Genomic DNA, 20,633 nt, shown 5'->3' with positions numbered 1-20,633 from the left:
TTAAATAAATTTTGCAAAAAGGGATGCTGCGTCTTCAACTCTGCCAGATTTGGCAAGACGCTGCATGGCAGCCTGACGACCATCACCGCCGGGTGATTCGCCCACACCCGGTCTGACTACCTTTTGCGGGATGCTCGTCACACGTTTGGCTGCCGCATTGGCTTTGGACATCATGGCGTCGTACAGCATGGCTTTGCGTCCCAGCAAAACTGCCTTGTGGTCAGCAATGCTGTCTACCAGCTGATGTTCAAAACCTTGCTCCAGTAAATATCGGCGAATGGCATTACTTTCGGCCTCAGCCTTTCTGCTGTCTTTCCAGTCCGGTAGCTTGGCAAGAAGTTCTTCCTGCTGCGTATGGAGCACAGACTCCAGATGGTGTGCCTGCTCTGCCTGGGCAATATGCACCAGGTGCTGTTGTTGCTGAATATTTTTCTGATAAGCAGCTTGTCTCCTTTGATAGAGGTGCTGCTGTTTCAGATATTCAGCGGGGTTATTGTCCAGCAGATGTTCCCAGTCTATCTGCTGTTGCTGGTTCAAGGCGCCTTCGATTTGCGCCGCCATCTTTTGCAGATTGCTGGCATATTCCTGGCGCTCCTGGGTGGCTCTATGAATTTGAGCTTCGGCAGCCTTGCGCTGTTCAGCCACTTCCATGGTCTTTCTGGTGTAATCGGATTGACGCAAGCCATTTTTATAGGCATCTGCCAGTTCTGCCTTCGACAAATTGACGGTCTTGCCATCTACTACAATGGTGACAGCCTCATCATCTCCGGCATACAAGTCCGGCTCTGCGTCCTCAACGGAGGGTTCGGCAGACAAAGTATCATTCCTGTCTCTCCGGCCACTCAAATCATCCAGCACTTCCCTCTCCAGAGCCTGGGCACTTTTTTCATGTGCCTGCGGTTCAAGAAAAGCGCCCATGGCCTGCGCTGCACCATCTACATTCAAAGCACTACTTGTGGGTTCAGTTACCTGATTATCCATATTCCATCTCCAATCAATGAATGGGACTTCCACCCATTCCCGGCGCCTCGCGGCGTTAAGATTTATCCAGCAGAGAAACCGCTACTGCGGCCATCCAGTGTGCCGGACGACCACTAGACTTTTACTATTTCACCACTATTAAGCTGATAAGCAGCTTCACCACATTCCACTCTGACCCAGCCCTTGGCTGTTTGTATCATCGCCACCGTCGGATGCGGATGAAAGGCCATAGCAACCGAATCCTTCCAGCCCTTGAAATCCTGTACCGCCGTCACCAATTCTTCAAACGATGCATCAGACCTTGCTTGTGCTCCACTTCCAGTTGCGCCAGCTTGCCGGTTTCCAGCGTTGTATCGAGCTGGTTTTTGAGTTTCTTCAGCATGGCCAGATACATCCAGAGTTTTTCCCGCCCCTCGGCGTCGCGTGCTGGTGAGTTTTTCCATTTTTCTGTGACCTCGTTTTCTATATCAGCAAATGCCTGCTGATAGACTTCATTCTCCAGTACTTCCCTGGCGCGGCTGGCAGCATGCACGCGTTGTTCAAATGTGCTCATCGTTCACTCCTGTCAATCCATCGGTCCCCCCTGCAGCTAAACCGTTCATACAAGCATCCAGTTGAGCTTGTGGCTGCATCTTCGCCTCTGCCGCAATACGGGCAACCATCATCCTGGTTTCCGCCTCCAGCTGCGCTTTCCAACGTTCAAACTCCATGCGTTGCTGGGCAAGCTGCGCATCCAGTTGCGCTTTATGCTGACGTTCCTGCATATCATTTTGCGACTGCGCCTGCTGCTTTTGTGCTTCCAGTTGCAGTTCACGTTCACGCAGCATGGCTTCCTGCTGCAATTCACGTTCGCGCATTTGCATGTCCATCATGTGCTTTTCTTTACTCGCCTGCATTTGCATCTGCGTCTTTTGCTGCTCAGCCTGCATCTGCATTTGTGCAGGATCAGGCGGCGGTGGTGGCGCTGGTGGATTTTTGGCCGGGTCGCTAAAAAACTTGTCGCCATTCTTAAAGCCCAGCAGACGTGCCAGTTCAGAGTTGGATTGATAAATCCCTTGCGGATTCGCTATTCCCAACGGGAAAACCTTTTCCTGCTGCGCCAGCAAAGCCATCAGATGATTCACTTTCTGGTCTTTATTACCCAAACCTATGCCAACATTGATACTCACGTCAAACTGGTTACGCCACTCACGCGGATCAATATCCACCCAGCCATTTGATAACCTGACTTGTGCTTTCTTATCCTGATGCTGGCATATCAGTTTCAACACCAGCTTGAACAATTCAGTGAAGCCCTCAGCAAAATTGCGCGAGATCAAGTCCAGACGCATGTCTGCCTTGTTGGTGATGATATTCATGCCCTGCGCAGTCTGATTCAGACCATCAGAGTCATTGCCCTGGCTATAGCGTGTCCAGCCTGTCTTGTTTTCCAGATCTTGCTGTATATAATCCAGCAAACCCATGGCTTCACCTGTATTGCCCTGCGCCTGATCCAGCCTGCCTACCGCACCAGGTTGTTTGATACGCACCACACCACCAGGGCGTGAAGTCAGCAAATCATCCAGATTAACCTGACCTTCCACGGCGTAATAGCGGCCATTTACATTCAGGTAAAGATTATCAAGCTGGCTGCGCAAGATGCTGGTCTTGGTCTTCTGGCTTTCCATCGCCAGATCGGCAATCGACAAACCAAAAAAAGTATGCGGCAATGGCACAGGCGTGATATCAACAAAGGGGATGAAATCCACCTCTTCATTATCAAGCAGCTCATTGCCAGCTACCGTCACCTTGCGCAATTCACTGATGCCATCACCGTCAAAATCACAACGCACATAAGCTTCCGTGATCCAGATCTTGCGCTGGCTGTCATCGGCAGTCATCACTTCATCAGACAAATAGGCATTTTCATCATTCCAGCTCAGTCGCTCAATACGCTCCAGATTCAAGGCCTGCCCCTGATCTTCGCCACTGATATTGTCAACGTTCTTGTAACCCATGGATTTCAGCTCAGACACTGTCCGCTGCACTCTGTGTCCAACAAACTTGGCCGTCTGTATATCCTTGGCATTGCGCGCAATCAGAAATTCTTCAGGCGGTACATTGTCGATCTGTATCTTGCCTCCCGTCTTTACCCGCTTGCAAGTAATGTCATAAAACATTTCAGGTGGTTGTGACTGGATTTGCTGTAGCTGAGCTTGCAGCTGTTGCACAGCTAGATTAGCTTGCGCGTTTGCTGGCCGCATATTCGGCTGCCCAGGCGGTTGGCCTGGTTGCTGGGTATTCGCTTGAGGTGCTTGTTGCGCCTGCATCGCCTGCTGCATTTGCTGACTGATTTGCTGGTTGATCTGTTCAACCGCCTGCTGACGCTGTTTGGCATCATCCTCATCCGGATAAGTCTGCTGGGCTATCACCTCAATTTCAGGGTCATCCAGAATTTGTGCCAACTCTATCTGATTCAGACCTTTGTATTCTTCTTTCGCCTCTTCAAAGCGAGTATCCCACCACACCTTGACGATGCCATTTTTTTGTAGCAAAGCGTCCTTCATCCACACATAAGCTATCTTGTGACCATTGTTCTTTTTAAAGAACAGGTAATTGATATACTCAGTCGCAGCCTTGGCTCTGGCTTCATCGTCCGGGTTTTGCGGTTCGAACTCGACAATCGAATCACCACCGCAAAACGTCACCATCAATTGCGGCAGCATCGACTCTATCGTGTCACGCACATCGGTAGATACTACCGACGAGCGACCATCCACTTCTGGCGGTGACAAATCACCAACCGCCAGGCCCAGATAATAATATTCAGCCTTTTGCCTGGCTTGCGACAAACGCGAAGATGAATAACCCAGGCTCTGGCGCATTTCTGTCTGCACCAGTGCTTTCAATTCGTCTTGAGATAAAGCTTTAGCCATTCCATCCTCTATGCATAAGTAAATTTAGGGTAAGTCAGTTTGCCGCCCCATTCTTCATTCGACATCGCCTCTGCATTGATGCAGATATAGCGCAGGTTGTCTGCACCATGGCTGAACTCATCATGCAAGGGTGCACCAGCTTCATTCGTGCTTTGGTTAATCACGCGGCGATAACGCTTTACGCATTCAATCAGGCGCGCAGTTTTGTCCGCATCAAACCACAAGCGTCCAAATGTCATACGCGTCAGACGTATACCATCTTCGACACTCATACTCGGCGTGATTGCCACATCCCAACCTAGGGCCGTCATGATTTCTTCTGCGCTCTTGCCAGTCTTGAAGTCCTTGTTGCGACCATCATGAGGTAAAAATAATTTTCCCCAATTCATATTCTTTTGCTTCAGCAAAGCCGAGTAATAATCCAGCGTCTGATGGCTGTCTTCCAGATATTCAATCACCCGCAATTCCGAACTTTGTCTTTGCACCAGGCTGATCGCCATTGCATCATTCCAGCCCAAATCAACCACCACATGCACTTTCAGCATGGGGTCATACGGTACATGACAAATCCTGCCCTGCGCGCCAGCAACTTCGTGGTAATAAATCGCCCCACTCACTGCCGGTTTGCATTCACCATCCCAGATATTTTTATAAGCTTCAGGTTCACGCTGCATGCAGGTTTGTCTTTCTCTTTCCAGCACCTCAGGGAACCACGGGTTATCCCGCCAGTTCATCAAAATCGAGACACAATCATGCGGTGGCCTTGCAACAAAACGCTGATGGGTAGGATCAGTTTCCAGCTCCGGGTTATAAGTCACCCAGATTTCTGAACCTGCCGTGCGTATCGTCGGTATCAAAATACTCCATGATCTATCTGACACACTCTGGCCTTCTTCTATCCACACCTTGGTGCAACCTTCAAAAGACTTGATGCTGTCAGCAGTCTGATCAGACAAACCGCTGAAATAAATACGCGTGCCATTCATGCCGCGAATTTCTGATTCATACACCTGATAGAAATGACTTAGTCCCAAAGCTGCAATCTGATCACGCAGCAACTGATGTACAGATTGCTTGATCGACTTTTGCAATTCGCGTGCACATAAGATTCTCTCCACTTTCTGCACACCCAGCAGCAACAAGGCGCGGGCAAAGCCCCAGGACTTGCCACTGCCACGGCCACCACGCGCGACCTTGTAACGCGCTGGCTGGAATAAAAATTCCAGCTTTTCAGGAAACTCACATTCAATCTGCATTGGGCTTGACCAGTTTGATGGCGATATCACTAATCAGATGTTCGCCGTTTTCTCCAGCCCCATTAACTTGCAGAGGCAAAATCTTCAGATATAACACCGTCCAGAAGGCTTTTTCATTGGTTGGGTCTTCCCTTGCCCATTGCGCCAGACGCAAGGCACCACCCAGTTCTTCCCCCGCTTTGGCAATCGCATCCCTGACAGTCAATGTAGATTGACTGACTGCTTTCTTTGGTCTTCCGCGCGTCTTGGCAGCAGGCTTGGTCACCATCTCAGATACACCAGCAACCTTCACAATTTTGCTTTCACTCATTTATTTTCAGGATGCCTTGCGGCTTGTCCTGCTCCAGGTTGATCAGCATTGGCCCGCCCGGGAATCACGGGCAGCGCAACTGCAAGGACTGCACTTGCAGGCGCACATTCCCATGATTCCCGTCAACGCCCAAAAAGATTTACCTGTCTGCTGCTTCGCGTTCAGTATGGTCAGCACTATGTGATAGGGTGATACGCTTACAATCACAAACAGGTAAAAGCCTGAGCGCCAGCACGAACAAATCGTGTGGCGCGATTCTTTCAATTTTCTGCATTCATCGACAAGGTCCGTCAACAAGACTTGTGAACAAAGCGCAGAAAACAAAAAGCCCCGCTGCTTTACAGTAGCGGGGCCAGATCAAATCTAACAAATCAAATTCTTCAGGACGCAAATCGCCCTGAACAGAACTATATACTGATTATATAATCAGTGCAAATTTTTCTTAAACTCGGCACCAACAGGAAAATCCCCTGAAAACAACTCAAAAGCTTAAGAAAAATCCTGCAGCTCAAAACCACGAACCCCACTTTTTACAAAGCAGGGTTCGTGGTTTTTTATCTGAGGGATACAACAGTATGGCAACAGGACGCAGCTCGCCCTGAACAACACTATATACTGATTATTTAATCAGTGCAAATTTTTCTTATTAAATTAAAGTACGCAAGCGCAGCAAGAAAACAATATCTGAATTCAGCCCATTACACGCGCTGATAAAAATTAAATAATCAATAAAAACAAAGACTTAAAAACCAAAAACCCCGCTTCTTTGAAAGCAGGGTTCGTGGTTTTATCTGAGGGATACTACAGTATAGCAACAGGGCGCAACTCGCCCTGAACAACACTATACACTGATTATTTAATCAGTACAAATTTTTCTTAAGCACATATTTCACTTTAAATACCTCAAAGAAAAACATCGTAAAACCAGCGCTAACGAACACATAAATAAAAACACAAATCTCGCAAGATGAATAAAATCACAATGGCTTGCTTTCAGTCATATAATTATTCAAAGCAAATTTTTCGCTATGAGGTGTTCGCCATGGGGAGTACGGTATTTTGCCCGCATCGTCCTTGAACAATTTCTCATCCGTGGTAATGAGGAATCTGCTACTTGCCTTCGTCTACATATTACTGGGACGTATAGCCTTGCTGCTGGCGATTCCTCCCGGTTACGCCATTGCCGTCTTTCCACCGGCTGGCATTGCTGTCACCACCGTATTAACTGGCGGTTATCGTCTATTGCCTGGTGTGGCCCTGGGTTCATGTATTTTCAATCTATGGATAGGTTGGGAGAGCCAGGGGCAATTGACGGCAACAAATATCTGTCTTGCGCTGCTGGTTGCCAGCGGTGCCATGTTACAGGCCATGAGCAGCACCTACCTGCTAAAACGCTTTGTCGGTTATCCTGCGGCGCTGGATGATGAACGTCATGTTGCCCTCTTCCTGCTGCTGGCAGGTCCGGTTGGCTGTCTGGTCAATGCCAGTGTCGGCATCTTTTCCCTGTTCACTCTGGGTTTGCTACCAGCAGTTGACATGTTTGGTAACTGGCTCACATGGTGGATAGGTGACATCCTCGGCGTCCTCATTGTCGCGCCGCTGGTCATGATATTGATAGGCCATCCGCGTACTATCTGGAAATCCCGTCGCCTCAATGTAGGCATGCCTTTACTACTGACATTATCTGTTGTTGTTTCCGTCTTCCTCTATGTTCGCGAATCTGAGCTGGACCGGCAAAAACAGGAATTCGAAACCGAAGCCAGCCGCATGGTACAAGCCATGCAGCAGAGATTCGATTTCCAGAGTGAACTACTGCGCAATCTGGAGCGCTTCTTCGCCAGCACAGACCATGTGTCTCGAGCAGATTTCCAAAGCTTTGTCAGCTCTACCCTGCAAAGAGAAAGTACCATCATTGCTGTCGACTGGGCCCCCTTGGTCTTGCATAGCGACAGAGCGGACTTTGAAGCCCGGTTAAGAAAAGAAGGTCATGCCTCTTTCTCCATCAAACAATACGTAGATAACAAAATTTTCAGCTCCGCAACAGCACGTGAGTTTTATCTGCCTGTAGAATTTGTTGAACCATACCTGGCTAACCGGCCCGCCCTGGGTTTTGATCTATTCTCTGAGCCGGGCAGAAGAGTTGCCATAGAAAGAGCGCGTGACACAGGCCATCTGAGCACCAGCTCCCCCTTGAGTATCGTCAGTACAGACAGGGCAAAAAAAGTCACAGGCAGCCTGATTTTTGCGCCCGTGTATGCGCGCCATAGCCCCATATCTACAATGGAAGAAAGACGCACCGCTTTTCGCGGTGTCGTGCTCAGCGTATTACAAGTAGACGACCTGATCAGGCATGTATTTACCGAAGATATACGGGCCCAGGTCTTGTTTCGCCTGCGTGATCTCAATAGTGCCGCCGACAAGGCCGATGTCTACGATACTCTGGACAAGCAAAAGACAACAATGGGTTTCCGCAGCGTCATCCTGTTTGGCGACCATGAATTTGAATTCACTGCCCAACCCTCGCCCGCCTATTGGCAACTGCATCATTCCTGGTCAGCCTGGGCCACTCTGATAGGCGGCTTATTCTTTACCAGTCTCATCAGCGTGTATTTGCTGGTCGTCAGCGGCAATGCTTTTCATATCGAACACAAAGTCAGGCAACGCACACTGGAATTACAAGCCAGCAAAGAAGAACTGATACGCAGTGGCCTGCTGCTGCAAACCGTCATGGAAGGCACAGAGTCCTATATCCATGTACGTGACCTTGAGGGACGCTATCTCTACATCAACAAGCAATATGAAAACCTCTTCCAGATGAAGCGCGAGCAATTAATAGGTAAAACCATCGAAGACGTTTTTCCGTACGAGTTGGCCAGAAAATACCGCAGCGCAGAGCAAACCGTCATCACCACCAAGACAGCATTGCGCACCGAAGCCATGGTGCAGCAAAAAGATGGCATGCATACGTACCTCGTTGTACGATCACCGCTCATTAATGCCGATGGTGAAGTCTTCGGCGCCTGCGGTGTCGGCACTGACATCACCCAGCGCAAACGTGATGAAGTTGCCCAGTATGAAAACCTCATGCTGCTGCAAGCCGTCATGGACAGCACAGCATCGGCAGTCTGCCTGCGCGACAAAAATGGCAACTATCTCTACGCCAACAAGGAATATGACAGGCTCTTCAAACCCGCCAATATTCCCAGTCTGGTTGGCACCAGCGTGTACTATCTTTTCTCAAGGGACAAGGCAGAACAATACATGCGCATGTCCGATGAAGTGATACGAAACGGGACTATACACCGCACCGAGGTCGCCGTGACTGCAGGCGGCATCAACACCACCCACATCCTCATGCTCACCCCCTTGCGCAATGAATCGGGTGAAATTTATGGTGTCTGCACCGTTGGCACCGACATCAGCCAACGCAAAAAATCCGAAGAGGCCATCCTCGCCCTGAATGCGCAACTGGCTGCCACCACAGCCTTGCAAAATGCCATACTCCATAGCGCTAATTTTTCCATCATCGCTACCGATACTACAGGCTTGATACAGGTCTGGAGCAAAGGTGCAGAACTCATGCTCGGCTATAGCGCGGCAGAAATGATAGGCCTGCAAACCCCAGTCTGCTTGCATGCTGCCGAAGAACTGGCCATCCGGGCGGCAAAACTCAGTCTTGAATTTGATACCACGGTAACCGCCGGATTTGCTGTCTTTGCCTTGCGTGCCCTGCATGGCATGGCGGATGAAAGCGAATGGACATACAGGCGCAAAGACGGCAGCCGCCTTCCCGTCATGCTCTCAGTCACGGCCTTGAAAGACAACACTGGAGAAATTTCCGGCTTCCTTAATATTGCCTACGACATCACTGAGCGCAAAAAAGTCGAAGTCATGAAAAACGAATTCATCTCCACTGTTTCGCATGAATTGCGCACCCCACTGACATCCATACGCGGTGCACTTGGCTTGCTCATGGGTGGCGCATTAGGAAAAATGCCCGACAGCGCGGAAAAAATCCTCGACATCGCCACCAAGAACTGCCAGCGCCTGGTCAGGATGATCAATGACATCCTCGACGTAGAAAAAATAGAATCAGGCAAGATGGAATTCAATCTCGCCCACGTACATTTGATTCCCGTGTTGGAACAGGCCATCGCCGCTACTGCCGCCTATGCAGAGCAGCACCAGGTCAGTCTCAGGCTGCAGACAGAAGTTGAGGATGACATTGTCAGGATAGACACCGACCGCATCACCCAGGTCCTCATTAACCTACTCTCGAATGCCGCCAAATTCTCACCTCAAGGCGCCAGCGTCGATGTACTATTAACATCCCAGCCAGGACAATTACGCGTCGCCATCATCGACCAGGGCATAGGCATTGCGGAGGAATTCCGTGAGCGCATCTTCCAGAAATTTGCCCAGGCGATTTCTTCCGACTTCCATAAGAAAAGCGGCACTGGCCTGGGCCTGAGTATTTCCAAGGCCATCATAGAGCATCATGGCGGACAAATTGGTTTCACCAGCGTCATCGGCCAGGGCAGTGAATTCTTCTTTACCCTGCCTGTAGATATTGAAGCTACGAGTCAACAAAAAGAAAATCAAGCCTGACTAAAATATCGCCCTGGCGGCTGCCCCAGATAACGCTTGAACATTGCAATAAAATTGCTCGGTGTCGCATAGCCCAAGGCATCGGCAACTGTGGCGACTGCATCGCCAGCAGCAAGACGCTCCAGCGCGTGCAAGAGCTGAGCCTGCTGACGCCACTGTCCTATGCTCATGCCAGTTTCTGCCAGGAATAGACGGCTCAGTGTACGCACAGACATGCAAGCCAGACTAGCTAGTTCAGGCAAGCTTAGATTGGCACCCGGTTGCGCGAGAATGGCTGCGCTCACTCCGCGCAAACGGTGGCTGGCAGGCATGGGCAAATGCAAAGCCTCACACGGAGCCTGACGCAATTCATCCAGCAACACTGTCATCACTGCCTTCTGTTCATTACTTAATTCTTCCAAGGCAGACCAACTGGCGGCGCGTACCACCAGCGCACGCATCAGCTCATTGATGCTGACGACACAAGGCTGTGCCGGCAAATCCACACTTGCGGCAGAAGCAATCAAGACACTCCAGCCGCTCATGGCCCCGCTGATACTGACACTATGCGCTTGCCCCGGCGGTATCCAGCCAGCACGATGCGGTGGTAACAGCCATGAGCCATGTGCGGTACGCACATGTACAAGGCCACTCTCGACACAGAATACCTGGCCACGCGCATGGCTATGCCAGTCATATTCCCGCGTGCCCAACAAAAACTGATGATCAGCATCAGCCTCGTCCCCCTTATCGCTACGCAGGGCAATCAGGGTCGGGCCATTATGCCAGTCGCTATAGTCAGGTGCTGATTGTAATTTCACGGCAAGAATTCAGTATATATAGTCAAAACAACGTTATCAGGCATCCGCACTTTTGTCCAATAATTGGCTTAAGACAAACCAAGCCAAGCGAAAAATGAATACTCCTCTACATGTCTGCATCATCGGCGCCGGACTCGGCGGACTCTGCCTCGCACAAGGCTTGAAGAAAAACGGTATCAGCTTTGAAGTACATGAAAAAGATGCCGCATCCGACAGCCGCAGCCAGGGCTATCGCCTGCGTATAGACCAGCTTGGTCAAACTGCTCTCGCCGCTTGCCTGCCCGCCACGCTGTACGACTTGTTCAAGCATACTTGCGCGCTGCCATCCGAGCAGGTCAACACCCTCAATCCACAACTTGAAATCCTGGCGGGAAAGTGGGTAGAAGACTGGCAGCATGACAAAGCAGAGGAAAAATCAGCGTCAGTGCCAGACCTCAAAGCCAACCGTCTCAGCATGCGTGAAGTCTTGCTGAGTGGCATACAGGAGCACGTGCACTTCAATAAAAACCTGATTGACTATAGCGAACAGGCGGACTGTAAAATCCTTGTACGCTTTGAAGATGGCAGCAGCACTCTGGCCGACATGCTAGTCGCTGCCGACGGCGTACATTCTCAAGTACGCGAATTGCGCTTCCCTGAACTTACGCCGCACGACACAGGCACTATCTGCATCTATGGCAAAATCGCGTACAGCAGTCAAGTGCGTCAGCAAGTAGCGGCGCAATTGCAAACCGGCACATCCGTCATCTTTGCCCATGAAATGGCAGCCGTCATCGATGTCATGTTATTTGGTCATGATACAAAAATCGTCGGCACAAATACAGGCTCCATCAGTCCAGTCGGCGACTACGTCTATTGGGCCCTGATAGGAAAACGCAGCAGCTTTGGTCTGCAAAATGACCAAGCCTTGCCTGCCACATCCACAGCTATACGTGCCTGCCTGGAGCAAACGACAGCGACCTGGGACACAGGATTAAAAGCCGTTTTCCAACTAACACCAACAGAAGCCCTCACCCTGCTCCCCGTCAAGATTGCCAGCGACATGCCCGTATGGAGTACGCATTGCATCACTGCTCTGGGCGACGCCAGCCACGCCATGAGTCCTGCCAGCGGCCTCGGTGCCAATTCCGCCCTGCATGATGCCGCCGCCCTTGCAAACGCAATCCAGCAGATACACGCAGGCGTCATCTCAGCAGAGTACGCTATCAGAAACTATGAAAACCAAGTAAGGCAACACAGCTTTGCTGCCCTGCATGCTTCACAAAAAGGGAGCAAGCAATTATTTGGCGACCAGGATAAATAAGCACACCGTGCTTATTACTTACTCACGTTACCGACTATCAAGCACTATCACAAATTAAAATGTGTCAGCGCTTGGTAACAGCGAAAAACGACACTGTAATTCGACATGATATCGTTGATCCTCATCTGCTTAATCAGGTCGCGGCGAGAACTCGAGTATGAAAGCTTTTTTCCCATCGTTGACGCTAGTTATTTTTCGTTCCGCAATCTCCCGGTTCCAACTTTGAGTGCGACCGCCAAACATATCTGGGGAAAATGATTCAATCAAAGTGTCTTTTTCTACCGTGAATGTCCCAGCGGAGCAACTTGGGTCACAATCTCCAACTTGTGGCGCACGACCACGTTTAGCAAGTCCCCAGAGATCGTCAGTAACAGTTTCTGTGAAAGCCCAGAAATCAAACGGGTGATCGCGGTAACAGCTAATCCAGTCGCCATTTGCGTAGTAGCGCATGTAGTGAAAACGAACATCATGCATGCGCACACCAGCATGCCACTCCTCCCATTCTCGAGCGCCAGAAGCATAAAAACCATCAAATAAAACTAATGCGCTCTCTATCGGCGTCTTGCGTAACTTGAACCAAAACATTATTGGGTCCTGAGGTCATAACGTGCAGTTAATAGGGATTCATTGAGTGGAGACTCAGTAGCTTGAGTACGCTTAGATTCTATATCGCTTTGCCACCACCAGCCTACTTTGTGTATGCCTGACGAACAGTCAGTCTTTGAGGAGCAACGTTGGCCCATCGCTTTGTCACCACAGTATGAGAGGCATATCAGGGAAATGTAAAAAGAAGGCAGCAGAATTTGGGAAAAGGACTCACAAAGAAAACCACAATTACACTTGCAAGTGAGAATGATTCTCATTTATAATGAGCTCAATTAAAATATATTAATCGTAAAAACTCCCCTTTTTGCGATGCTCCCAGCCTTATGCACGGTGCAATAACCATGCCGGCCAGGGAGTTGTACACGATACACACCAGCCAGTCGCCGCTAGCCAGTGTCCAATTTTTTAAATTAGGAAACACGATGCTAAGCAAGACGCAAATCGCCCTGGCGCTGGGTATGGCATGGGGCATAGCTCCGGCAACAACTTTTGCACAAACTCCCGGCCCGGTCCCACCAACAGAAGCTACTACCCTCAAAGATATTACTGTCACCTCTACGCGTACAGCCAGAACAGTCGATAGTGTGCCCAATACCGTCACCGTCATCCCTGCTGCCAGGATAGAGCAAGAAGGTGGTCGCGACATTAAGGACTTGTTCCGCAATGAACTCGATATCAGCGTGCGCGTTGCCCCTACCCGCTTTACGGCGGCTGGCAGCTCCACTGGTCGTGCTGGTAATGAAGGCATCAATATTCGTGGTCTGGAAGGCAATCAGGTCTTGATGCTGGTGGATGGCACGCGTGTACCGGGCAGTTTTTCGTTTGGCGCATTTGCGACAGGCCGTGGTGATTTCCTTGAACTCGATGGCATCAAGGCAGTAGAAATTTTGCGTGGACCTACCTCCACACAGTTCGGTAGCGATGGCCTGACTGGTGCAGTCAGCTTCCGCACGCTGGACCCGTCTGATCTGCTCAAAAAAGGCCAGTCTTTTGGCGGCTTCGTGCGTTCTGGCTATGCCACAGTAGACCGCTCATGGCGCAATACTGCCGCCATCGCTGGCGACAATGGCAGCTGGCAAGGTTTGCTGCTGGTCAGCGACCGCCGTGGTCATGAAACAGAAAACCGTGCCGACAATGACGCAAAAAACGTCAACCGCACCAAACCAAATCCAGTGGATTTCAACGCCCAATACCTGCTGGGTAAAGCAATCTTCAAAATCGATGGCAACCAGCAAATCGAAGCCAGTGTAGAAGCGCAAAAACGCACGCAGGATACTGATGTTTATTCAGCCCGCGCCGTGCCGCCACTGGCATCCACCAGCACCCTGGACCTCGATACCCGTGACAAGGTAGAGCGCAATAAACTCAGCCTGGCACACCGCTATAAAAACCTGAACTCCAGCTGGTTGCACAATGCCGAGACACGCCTGTACTGGCAAGATGCCAAGGTCAGCCAGTACTCTGCCGAAGACAGGAACACCGCTGCTGACCGCACCCGCGACAATCACTACAACACCAGGATCATCGGCTTGTCCAACATCATGGAAAGCAATTTCTCCGGTGCTGTTGAACAAAAACTCAGCTATGGTTTTGACTGGAACCGCACTGAAGTCACCGGCCTGCGCGATGGCACGGTAGCGCCATTTGGCGAAACTTTCCCGGCCAAGCCTTTCCCGGATACGACTTACACAGTCACAGGTGCCTTCATCCAGGATGAAATCGAAGCAGGCAAGCTGAGCATCATCCCCAGCCTGCGTTATGACCATTACAAACTTGCTCCATCCAGTGCAGGCTACACAGGCGGCACAGTTGCTACCCTGTCTGATAGTGCAGTCACGCCACGCCTGGGTCTGGTATGGCAACTCGACGCGGCCTTTGCACCTTATGCACAATTCGCCAAGGGCTTCCGAGCACCTACTCCTGACCAAGTCAATAATGGCTTCACCAACCTGGCATCTGGCTACACCAGCATAGGCAATTCGCAACTGAAAGCAGAACGTGCTGACAGCTTTGAGATTGGTTTCCGCGGCAAGGTCCAGGGTTTGCGTTATTCCTTCGCCGCATTCGACAATAGCTACAAAGACTTCATCAGCCAGCAAGTAGTGCGTGGCACTGGCACTGCAGTTGACCCGCTGGTATTCCAGTACATCAATCTGGCCAAAGCGCAGATCCGTGGCGCAGAAGCCCGTGCAGAATTGCAAATCGACAGTAACTGGCAAGCCACTGCCGGTGTCTCATACACCAAGGGTGACAGCGAAGTTGCTGGCGTCAAAACACCGCTAGACACCATCAACCCGATGAAATTCCTGGCAGGCCTGCGCTATGACACAGCGGCCTGGGGCGCGCGCGCGCAACTCCAGCATCATCAAGGCAAGCAGCTAGACAGAATAGCACCAGCAGCGACAACACAGTTTGCACCAGGTTCTTACCACGTCGTTGACCTCGGTGTGTACTGGAAGCCCATGCAAAACCTGACAGTCAATGCCAACCTCAACAATGTCTTTGATACCAAATACTGGGCCTGGTCTGATGTACGCGGCCTGGCTGACAACACCAACGTCAAAGATGCTTACACCGCCCCTGGCCGGAATGCCCAGGTATCAGTTCGTTACGACTTTTAATTGAAGGATTCGTCATGCCAGCCCAATATTTGACCCCGCAGCAAAATGCTCATGTACGTGAACAGTTCGCCAGCATGCGCCGCGAAAAAAAAGCCAGACATCGTGACATCGCCGAAACCCTGGAGATCAGTGAAGGCGAGCTGATCGCCGCCCACGCAGGCACAGCAGCCATAGAAAGCAACTGCCTGCTGCGTGCCACCTGCCTGCGCGCAGAGTGGCCAGAAATCATCGTCGCAGTAGAAAGCCTGGGCGAAGTCATGGCCCTGACACGCAATCCTTCTTGCGTCCATGAAAAAACTGGCAGTTACAGCAAGATCAGTAATAATAATCACATTGGCCTGGTGCTGGCAGGTGAAATCGACTTGCGGATTTTTTATCAGCAATGGGCGTTTGGTTTTGCCGTTACTGAGAAAACAGGAAATGGTGAAGAGCGCAGCGAGCAAAAAAGCCTGCAATTCTATGATGCCACCGGCACTGCCATCCACAAGATTTTCATCAAGCCACAAAGCAATGTAGAAGCTTATGAAGCCCTGGTCGCCAGCTTTGCCGCTGTTGAACAGCAAACCGGCATACAAACAAAAGACACCGCAGAAAAACTGCTGGAACTGGCTGACAAGGACATCGATGTCACCGGCTTCCGTCAGGCCTGGGCGTCCTTGCGTGATACTCATGAGTTCTTTGGTCTCATGAAAAAATTTGCCGTGACACGCACCCAGGCATTGCGTCTGGCTGATGCCCAGTTTGTCCAGCAAATTGATGTCAGCAGCTGCCAGGACCTGTTGCAGGCAGCCGCTGCTGAAGCCGTGCCTATCATGGTATTTACTGGCAATGCCGGCATGATACAAATCCATTCCGGCCCGGTCAGCAAGATTGCCAAAATGGGACCATGGGTGAATGTACTCGACCCACGCTTCAACCTGCACCTGCGTGAAGACCATATCGCCAGTGCATGGGTCGTCAAAAAACCAACCACGGATGGCCTCGTCACTTCACTGGAATTGTTTGATGCGGATGGCGAAACCATCGCCATGTTCTTTGGTGAACGCAAACCCGGTAAGCCAGAACTTTGCGAATGGCGCGCACTGATCGATAACCTCTTGTCAGAAAGCCAGACATGCGCAGCATAAGCCCACAAATCCAGCACAATCGCCTGCGCAGGCAGGCTTTGATGCAACTGGCGGGTTTGGCGGGTTTGGCTTCCTCCAGCCTGTTGCCATCCTTTGCACAAGCAGCAACCGGCAAAGGCAAGCAACGCATCATCGCCGTAGGCGGAGCAATCACCGAGATCATCTTCGCCCTGAACGCCAGCAATGACCTGGTCGCCGTCGATACCACCTCCAACTTCCCTGAGAGCGTGCAAAAACTACCTAATGTCGGCTATGCCCGCTCCCTGTCGGCAGAAGGTGTACTGGCCCTGGCCCCTACCCAGATCATCGCCAGCGAAGATGCAGGCCCGCCTGCCGTGATACGCCAGTTGACATCCTCCGGCATACCACTGGCGGTCTTGCCTGCGCATCACAAGTTTGAAGGCGTGCTCGACCGCATCAAGCAGATTGGTGAACTGACTGGTACGCAAGCCCAAGCCGTCACCCTGATGCAAAGCCTGCAGCAGGAATGGACCAAGGTCCGCACACCGATAGAGCAGCGCAAAGGCAAGGGCCCCAGAGCCGTATTCATCCTCGCCCATGCACCTAACCAGATCATGGTAGCCGGTCGTGAAACCGCTGCCCATGCCGTGCTTGAATATGCAGGTGCCAGCAATGCCCTGACCGCGACTAATGGCAGCAGCGGTTTCAGTGGTTACAAGCCTTTGACACCAGAAGCCATGATCGCAGCCCAGCCCGACATCATCGTCGTGACTGACCAGGGTCTGAAAGCCTCGGGCGGCATAGAGTCTGTGCTGAAATTGCCGGGTGTAGAACAAACACCGGCAGGCCGCAAGCGCCGCGTGCTGTCACAAGAAGCCATGCTCATGCTGGGCTTTGGGCCACGTCTGCCATCGGCGATCAGCCAGCTGGACAGCGCCATCATCAAGGCCATGCAGGCATGAAAGCCTCAGTAGCCGTGTCTGGTGAATTGCGAAAAGGTTTACACCAAGGTTTGCACGCTAAGCTTTTGCAAGGCGGCAGGCCTGGCCTGCTGCTGGTGCTGGGCATTTCCCTACTTGTAGCTTTACTGTTGAGTGTGCAATTCGGTGCCGTGCCTGTCAAATTGCAAGACTGGTTGACACTGCTTGATTTCAGCGACGACCAGACACTGACAGGCAGCAGCTATGTCTTGTGGAATATTCGCCTGCCACGTGCCCTGTTTGCCGTGCTGGTCGGTGCTGCGCTCGGCATGTCAGGTGCATTGACACAAGGCCTGTTCCGCAACCCGCTGGCAGATCCCAATTTGCTAGGCATTACCGCCGGTGCGGCGGCGGCTGCGGGTTTGAGTATCGTTGTCCTGTCAGGCATGCATTTGCCCATCCCCATGTCCTGGCGCATGTGGATCTTGCCTGTCACTGCGTTCAGCGGTGCGCTGCTGGTTTGTTTTGCACTTGATCGCGTGGCACGCTGGATTTCACCCGGTTCCATCGTTGGCCTGCTATTGACTGGCATTGCCCTCAATGCACTGGGTGCCGCCGTGCTGGGTTTGTGCACTTACCTGGCGACGGACGAACAATTGCGCAACCTGAGTTTCTGGACCCTGGGTTCCCTGGCAGGTGCCAGCTGGCTGGCTGCTGGCTTGTTACTGGCATTGCTGTTGCCAGCCTGGTGGTGGATCAGGCGCATGATCAGCGCCATGAATGCCCTGGCACTGGGCGAAGCTGCGGCTGCCCATGTCGGCATCGATGTACGCCGTTTGCGCACCCAGGTTATTGTCCTGGTCGCGGTACTGACCGGGTTTGCGGTAGCCTGGTGCGGTATGATAGGCTTCATCAGCCTGGTGGCACCGCATCTGGTGCGCACCATGGGCGGGCCAGATCAAAGACAGGTGATACCACGCTCCATGCTCATGGGTGGTTTGCTCTTGCTGCTGGCCGACACCGTGGCACGCTGCATCGCCATCCCGGCTGAAGTGCCAGTGGGTATTTTCACCGCCCTGCTGGGCAGCCCTTTCTTCCTGATCCTGCTGCGCAATGCACGTGGTCGCTTAGCCTGAATCGCATTTATGAGAATCGCATCATGTTAATGAAAACCGCCACACAACAGGGTTTGCTCCAGCTTGACGCCGTCTGCGCCAGGCTGGGCAAGAAAGACTTTGGGCCTTTCAGCCTGAGCATAGCCAAAGCAGAAAAAGTCGCCATACTCGGCCCCAGTGGCGCAGGCAAATCCACGCTGCTGAAACTACTGTCCCGTGAATTGAAAACCAGCAGCGGCAACATCGCTTTCCAGTCACGCCCGCTGGCAAGCTGGTCCTTGATGGAACTCAGCCGCCTGCGTGCCGTCTTGCCACAAAACAGTGATGTGGCCTTTGGTCTGGAGACTGATCTGGTCATCAGCCTGGGTCGTGTCAGCCGTGCCCATGATCCAGATTTGGCAAGCATCGTCAGGCAAGCAGCGGCCATGACTCATGCGGCTCATTTGTTGGGCCGCCGCTTTGACAGCCTATCTGGCGGTGAACAGGCACGCATACAACTGGCGCGCATCTTTGCCCAGCTTTGGGACCAGCGCGACGGCCTGATACTCGTCGATGAACCGCTGGCCGCACTCGACCCCGGCCTGCAATTTGACCTGCTCGCCAGCCTCGAAGAATATGCGACCGAACGCCAGCATGCCATCGTCGCCATCCTGCATGACATCAACCATGCGATGCAGGCTTTCGGGCGTCTGCTGTTAGTCAAGAATGGCCAGCTCGTTGCTGATATCGCCAGCAACCGCGAAGCAGTGCCAGCGCTGGAAGACTTATACGATATCGCCCTGACTTGCATGCATAATGAAGAAGGTGATTTACTGGTCACCCCCTTGCGCGCTTCGTCACGCGCCAGGAAAAGCGCATAGCAATTCACAACATATTTGAATGAGAGAGATCATGCAAAAACTGAAGATGCAAGAAATCAAGGCCTTTGTGCCTGCCAAAAATTTTGAAACTTCCCTGACTTTTTACCAGGATCTGGGATTTGAACTTGTCTTCAGCAATGACGGCTATGCCCATCTCAAATATGAACAATGCAGCTTCATGCTGCAAGAGTTCTATGTCGCTGATCACACCAATAATTTCATGATGCATATCCTGGTGGACGATGCCGCAGTCTGGCACCAGTTCATCGTCTCATCCGGCATTGCAGAAAAATACCAGGTACGTCTGACCTCAGTCGTTGAGCAGCCTTATGGCATGCGCGACTTTACCCTGACTGACCCCAGTGGCGTCTTGTGGTTCTTTGGTGAAGAAATGGATACATGTAGCAATGCGTAATTTAATTCTACTCACAGGCTTGGCCACGGCCAGCCTTTTATCAGCATGCGCGACCCAGGCTGAAAAGCCAATCAGTGGCAGCAAGATATTGCTATTGGGCGAAGTCCACGACAATCCTGATGGACATGCGCAACGCTATGCCGACCTGAAAAAAATGGTCGTCACAGGCTGGCACCCCGCCATCGCCATGGAACAGTTCGACCGCGAAAACCAGGCCGAACTTACCCAGGCTCAGGCAAGCTGTACAGATGCAGACTGCATCATCAGCAAGCTCGGCAACAAGCGCTGGGAATGGCCGCACTACCGCCCCGTCATCCAGCTTGCCATCGATTACAAGCTGCCGCTGTTGGCTGCCAATCTGTCCCGCGCCGATGCCGCCCGTGTCATGCGTGAAGGCTATGCTGCCGTGCTCGACAAGAACACCATCACCAGCTACAAACTTGACCAGCCTTTGCCCGCCGTGGTAGTCGATGGCCAGCGTGCTGCAATGGAAAGCGGCCATTGCGGCAAGATGCCGGACAATATCGTCCCCAGCATGGTCAGGGCACAAGTCGCGCGTGATGTCGTGATGGCCAAAATCGCCACTGAAAACGCTGACCGAGGTGTCGTCCTGCTGGCCGGCAATGGCCACGTCAGGCGTGATCTCGGTGTACCGGTATGGCTACCAGCAAGCCAGCGAACCAGCCTGCAAGTCCACGGCTATGTAGAAATATCGGCTGAAACTGCAGCAGAAAAAAACGGCATGTATGACAGCATCCATGTCGTCAAGGCCCACACCCGTGCTGACCCGTGCGCCAGCATTCCTGCACCCAAGGCGACATCTTAATCCATACTC

Annotated in this window: 17 protein-coding genes; 9 read left to right on the top strand and 8 right to left on the bottom strand. The window is 51.8% G+C overall.

Annotated features, from left to right (window positions below; all coding sequences use genetic code 11):
* From AC3WQT_RS24445 to AC3WQT_RS24420, 6 genes are all read right to left on the bottom strand, one after another.
* Positions 1-981 carry a hypothetical protein gene (locus AC3WQT_RS24445; RefSeq protein WP_492707930.1) on the bottom strand — a complete coding sequence of 327 codons (981 nt, stop codon included), beginning with the start codon at positions 979-981 and terminating at the stop codon, positions 1-3.
* A gap of 113 nt (positions 982-1,094) precedes the next feature.
* Positions 1,095-1,256, bottom strand: coding sequence for a hypothetical protein (locus AC3WQT_RS24440; RefSeq protein ID WP_492707928.1), 162 nt, complete (start codon positions 1,254-1,256; stop codon positions 1,095-1,097).
* Positions 1,253-1,534: a hypothetical protein gene (locus tag AC3WQT_RS24435; RefSeq protein ID WP_492707927.1), complete on the bottom strand. Its 282-nt coding sequence runs from the start codon at positions 1,532-1,534 to the stop codon at positions 1,253-1,255. The genes AC3WQT_RS24440 and AC3WQT_RS24435 overlap by 4 nt, the downstream gene beginning before the upstream one ends.
* On the bottom strand, positions 1,521-3,896 hold the full coding sequence (locus AC3WQT_RS24430) for a portal protein (protein ID WP_492707925.1): 2,376 nt from the start codon (positions 3,894-3,896) through the stop codon (positions 1,521-1,523). The genes AC3WQT_RS24435 and AC3WQT_RS24430 overlap by 14 nt, the downstream gene beginning before the upstream one ends.
* An 8-nt stretch (positions 3,897-3,904) precedes the next feature.
* Positions 3,905-5,152: a PBSX family phage terminase large subunit gene (locus AC3WQT_RS24425; RefSeq protein ID WP_492707924.1), complete on the bottom strand. Its 1,248-nt coding sequence runs from the start codon at positions 5,150-5,152 to the stop codon at positions 3,905-3,907.
* Complete coding sequence (locus AC3WQT_RS24420; protein WP_492707923.1) at positions 5,142-5,462, bottom strand: hypothetical protein; 321 nt, start codon at positions 5,460-5,462, stop codon at positions 5,142-5,144. The genes AC3WQT_RS24425 and AC3WQT_RS24420 overlap by 11 nt, the downstream gene beginning before the upstream one ends.
* Positions 5,463-6,560: 1,098 nt before the next feature.
* Here AC3WQT_RS24420 and AC3WQT_RS24415 point away from each other — a divergent pair.
* Complete coding sequence (locus tag AC3WQT_RS24415) at positions 6,561-10,070, top strand: CHASE domain-containing protein (protein ID WP_492707921.1); 3,510 nt, start codon at positions 6,561-6,563, stop codon at positions 10,068-10,070.
* On the opposite strand, the gene AC3WQT_RS24410 is transcribed toward AC3WQT_RS24415, so the two are convergent.
* Complete coding sequence (locus AC3WQT_RS24410) at positions 10,061-10,870, bottom strand: AraC family transcriptional regulator (protein WP_492707920.1); 810 nt, start codon at positions 10,868-10,870, stop codon at positions 10,061-10,063. The two genes, AC3WQT_RS24415 and AC3WQT_RS24410, sit on opposite strands and share 10 nt — an antisense overlap.
* Before the next feature lie 94 nt (positions 10,871-10,964).
* On the opposite strand from AC3WQT_RS24410, the gene AC3WQT_RS24405 reads away from it, so the two are divergent.
* Positions 10,965-12,173 carry an FAD-dependent oxidoreductase gene (locus AC3WQT_RS24405; RefSeq protein WP_492707918.1) on the top strand — a complete coding sequence of 403 codons (1,209 nt, stop codon included), beginning with the start codon at positions 10,965-10,967 and terminating at the stop codon, positions 12,171-12,173.
* A gap of 129 nt (positions 12,174-12,302) precedes the next feature.
* On the opposite strand, the gene AC3WQT_RS24400 is transcribed toward AC3WQT_RS24405, so the two are convergent.
* Positions 12,303-12,758 (bottom strand): hypothetical protein, encoded by a 456-nt coding sequence (locus AC3WQT_RS24400; protein WP_492707917.1) that lies wholly within the window; start codon positions 12,756-12,758, stop codon positions 12,303-12,305.
* A gap of 443 nt (positions 12,759-13,201) precedes the next feature.
* Between AC3WQT_RS24400 and AC3WQT_RS24395 the strand changes: the two genes are divergently transcribed.
* From AC3WQT_RS24395 to AC3WQT_RS24365, 7 genes are read left to right on the top strand one after another with little or no spacing between them, the layout of a single operon-like run.
* Positions 13,202-15,400, top strand: a complete 2,199-nt coding sequence (locus AC3WQT_RS24395; RefSeq protein WP_492707916.1) for a TonB-dependent hemoglobin/transferrin/lactoferrin family receptor — start codon at positions 13,202-13,204, stop codon at positions 15,398-15,400.
* A gap of 14 nt (positions 15,401-15,414) precedes the next feature.
* Complete coding sequence (locus AC3WQT_RS24390; protein ID WP_492707914.1) at positions 15,415-16,527, top strand: hemin-degrading factor; 1,113 nt, start codon at positions 15,415-15,417, stop codon at positions 16,525-16,527.
* Complete coding sequence (locus tag AC3WQT_RS24385) at positions 16,515-17,450, top strand: heme/hemin ABC transporter substrate-binding protein (RefSeq protein ID WP_492707913.1); 936 nt, start codon at positions 16,515-16,517, stop codon at positions 17,448-17,450. Before AC3WQT_RS24390 ends, AC3WQT_RS24385 begins: the two co-directional genes overlap by 13 nt.
* The gene (locus tag AC3WQT_RS24380) at positions 17,447-18,544 is read left to right on the top strand and encodes a FecCD family ABC transporter permease (protein ID WP_492707911.1); all 1,098 of its coding nucleotides are present in this window, start codon (positions 17,447-17,449) and stop codon (positions 18,542-18,544) included. The genes AC3WQT_RS24385 and AC3WQT_RS24380 overlap by 4 nt, the downstream gene beginning before the upstream one ends.
* A 23-nt stretch (positions 18,545-18,567) precedes the next feature.
* Positions 18,568-19,383 (top strand): ATP-binding cassette domain-containing protein, encoded by an 816-nt coding sequence (locus AC3WQT_RS24375; RefSeq protein ID WP_492707910.1) that lies wholly within the window; start codon positions 18,568-18,570, stop codon positions 19,381-19,383.
* A gap of 31 nt (positions 19,384-19,414) precedes the next feature.
* Entirely contained in the window at positions 19,415-19,798 is a 384-nt protein-coding gene (locus AC3WQT_RS24370) for a VOC family protein (protein WP_492707908.1), read from the top strand.
* Complete coding sequence (locus AC3WQT_RS24365; protein ID WP_492707906.1) at positions 19,791-20,624, top strand: ChaN family lipoprotein; 834 nt, start codon at positions 19,791-19,793, stop codon at positions 20,622-20,624. Before AC3WQT_RS24370 ends, AC3WQT_RS24365 begins: the two co-directional genes overlap by 8 nt.
* Positions 20,625-20,633 lie beyond the last annotated feature (9 nt).

The sequence above is a fragment of the Undibacterium sp. FW305-107 genome (genome assembly GCF_058788535.1).
This window is presented reverse-complemented; position numbering and strand designations above follow the sequence as displayed.

Bases quoted from the DNA above. Each gene is read 5' to 3' on its own strand.
- AC3WQT_RS24405 (WP_492707918.1), top strand. From the start codon at position 10,965: ATGAATACTCCTCTACATGTCTGCATCATCGGCGCCGGACTCGGCGGA.
- AC3WQT_RS24365 (WP_492707906.1), top strand. From the start codon at position 19,791: ATGCGTAATTTAATTCTACTCACAGGCTTGGCCACGGCCAGCCTTTTA.
- AC3WQT_RS24380 (WP_492707911.1), top strand. From the start codon at position 17,447: ATGAAAGCCTCAGTAGCCGTGTCTGGTGAATTGCGAAAAGGTTTACAC.
- AC3WQT_RS24370 (WP_492707908.1), top strand. From the start codon at position 19,415: ATGCAAAAACTGAAGATGCAAGAAATCAAGGCCTTTGTGCCTGCCAAA.
- AC3WQT_RS24430 (WP_492707925.1), bottom strand. From the start codon at position 3,896: ATGGCTAAAGCTTTATCTCAAGACGAATTGAAAGCACTGGTGCAGACA.
- AC3WQT_RS24390 (WP_492707914.1), top strand. From the start codon at position 15,415: ATGCCAGCCCAATATTTGACCCCGCAGCAAAATGCTCATGTACGTGAA.
- AC3WQT_RS24375 (WP_492707910.1), top strand. From the start codon at position 18,568: ATGTTAATGAAAACCGCCACACAACAGGGTTTGCTCCAGCTTGACGCC.
- AC3WQT_RS24400 (WP_492707917.1), bottom strand. From the start codon at position 12,758: ATGTTTTGGTTCAAGTTACGCAAGACGCCGATAGAGAGCGCATTAGTT.
- AC3WQT_RS24420 (WP_492707923.1), bottom strand. From the start codon at position 5,462: ATGAGTGAAAGCAAAATTGTGAAGGTTGCTGGTGTATCTGAGATGGTG.
- AC3WQT_RS24435 (WP_492707927.1), bottom strand. From the start codon at position 1,534: ATGAGCACATTTGAACAACGCGTGCATGCTGCCAGCCGCGCCAGGGAA.
- AC3WQT_RS24445 (WP_492707930.1), bottom strand. From the start codon at position 981: ATGGATAATCAGGTAACTGAACCCACAAGTAGTGCTTTGAATGTAGAT.
- AC3WQT_RS24395 (WP_492707916.1), top strand. From the start codon at position 13,202: ATGCTAAGCAAGACGCAAATCGCCCTGGCGCTGGGTATGGCATGGGGC.
- AC3WQT_RS24425 (WP_492707924.1), bottom strand. From the start codon at position 5,152: ATGCAGATTGAATGTGAGTTTCCTGAAAAGCTGGAATTTTTATTCCAG.
- AC3WQT_RS24385 (WP_492707913.1), top strand. From the start codon at position 16,515: ATGCGCAGCATAAGCCCACAAATCCAGCACAATCGCCTGCGCAGGCAG.
- AC3WQT_RS24415 (WP_492707921.1), top strand. From the start codon at position 6,561: ATGAGGAATCTGCTACTTGCCTTCGTCTACATATTACTGGGACGTATA.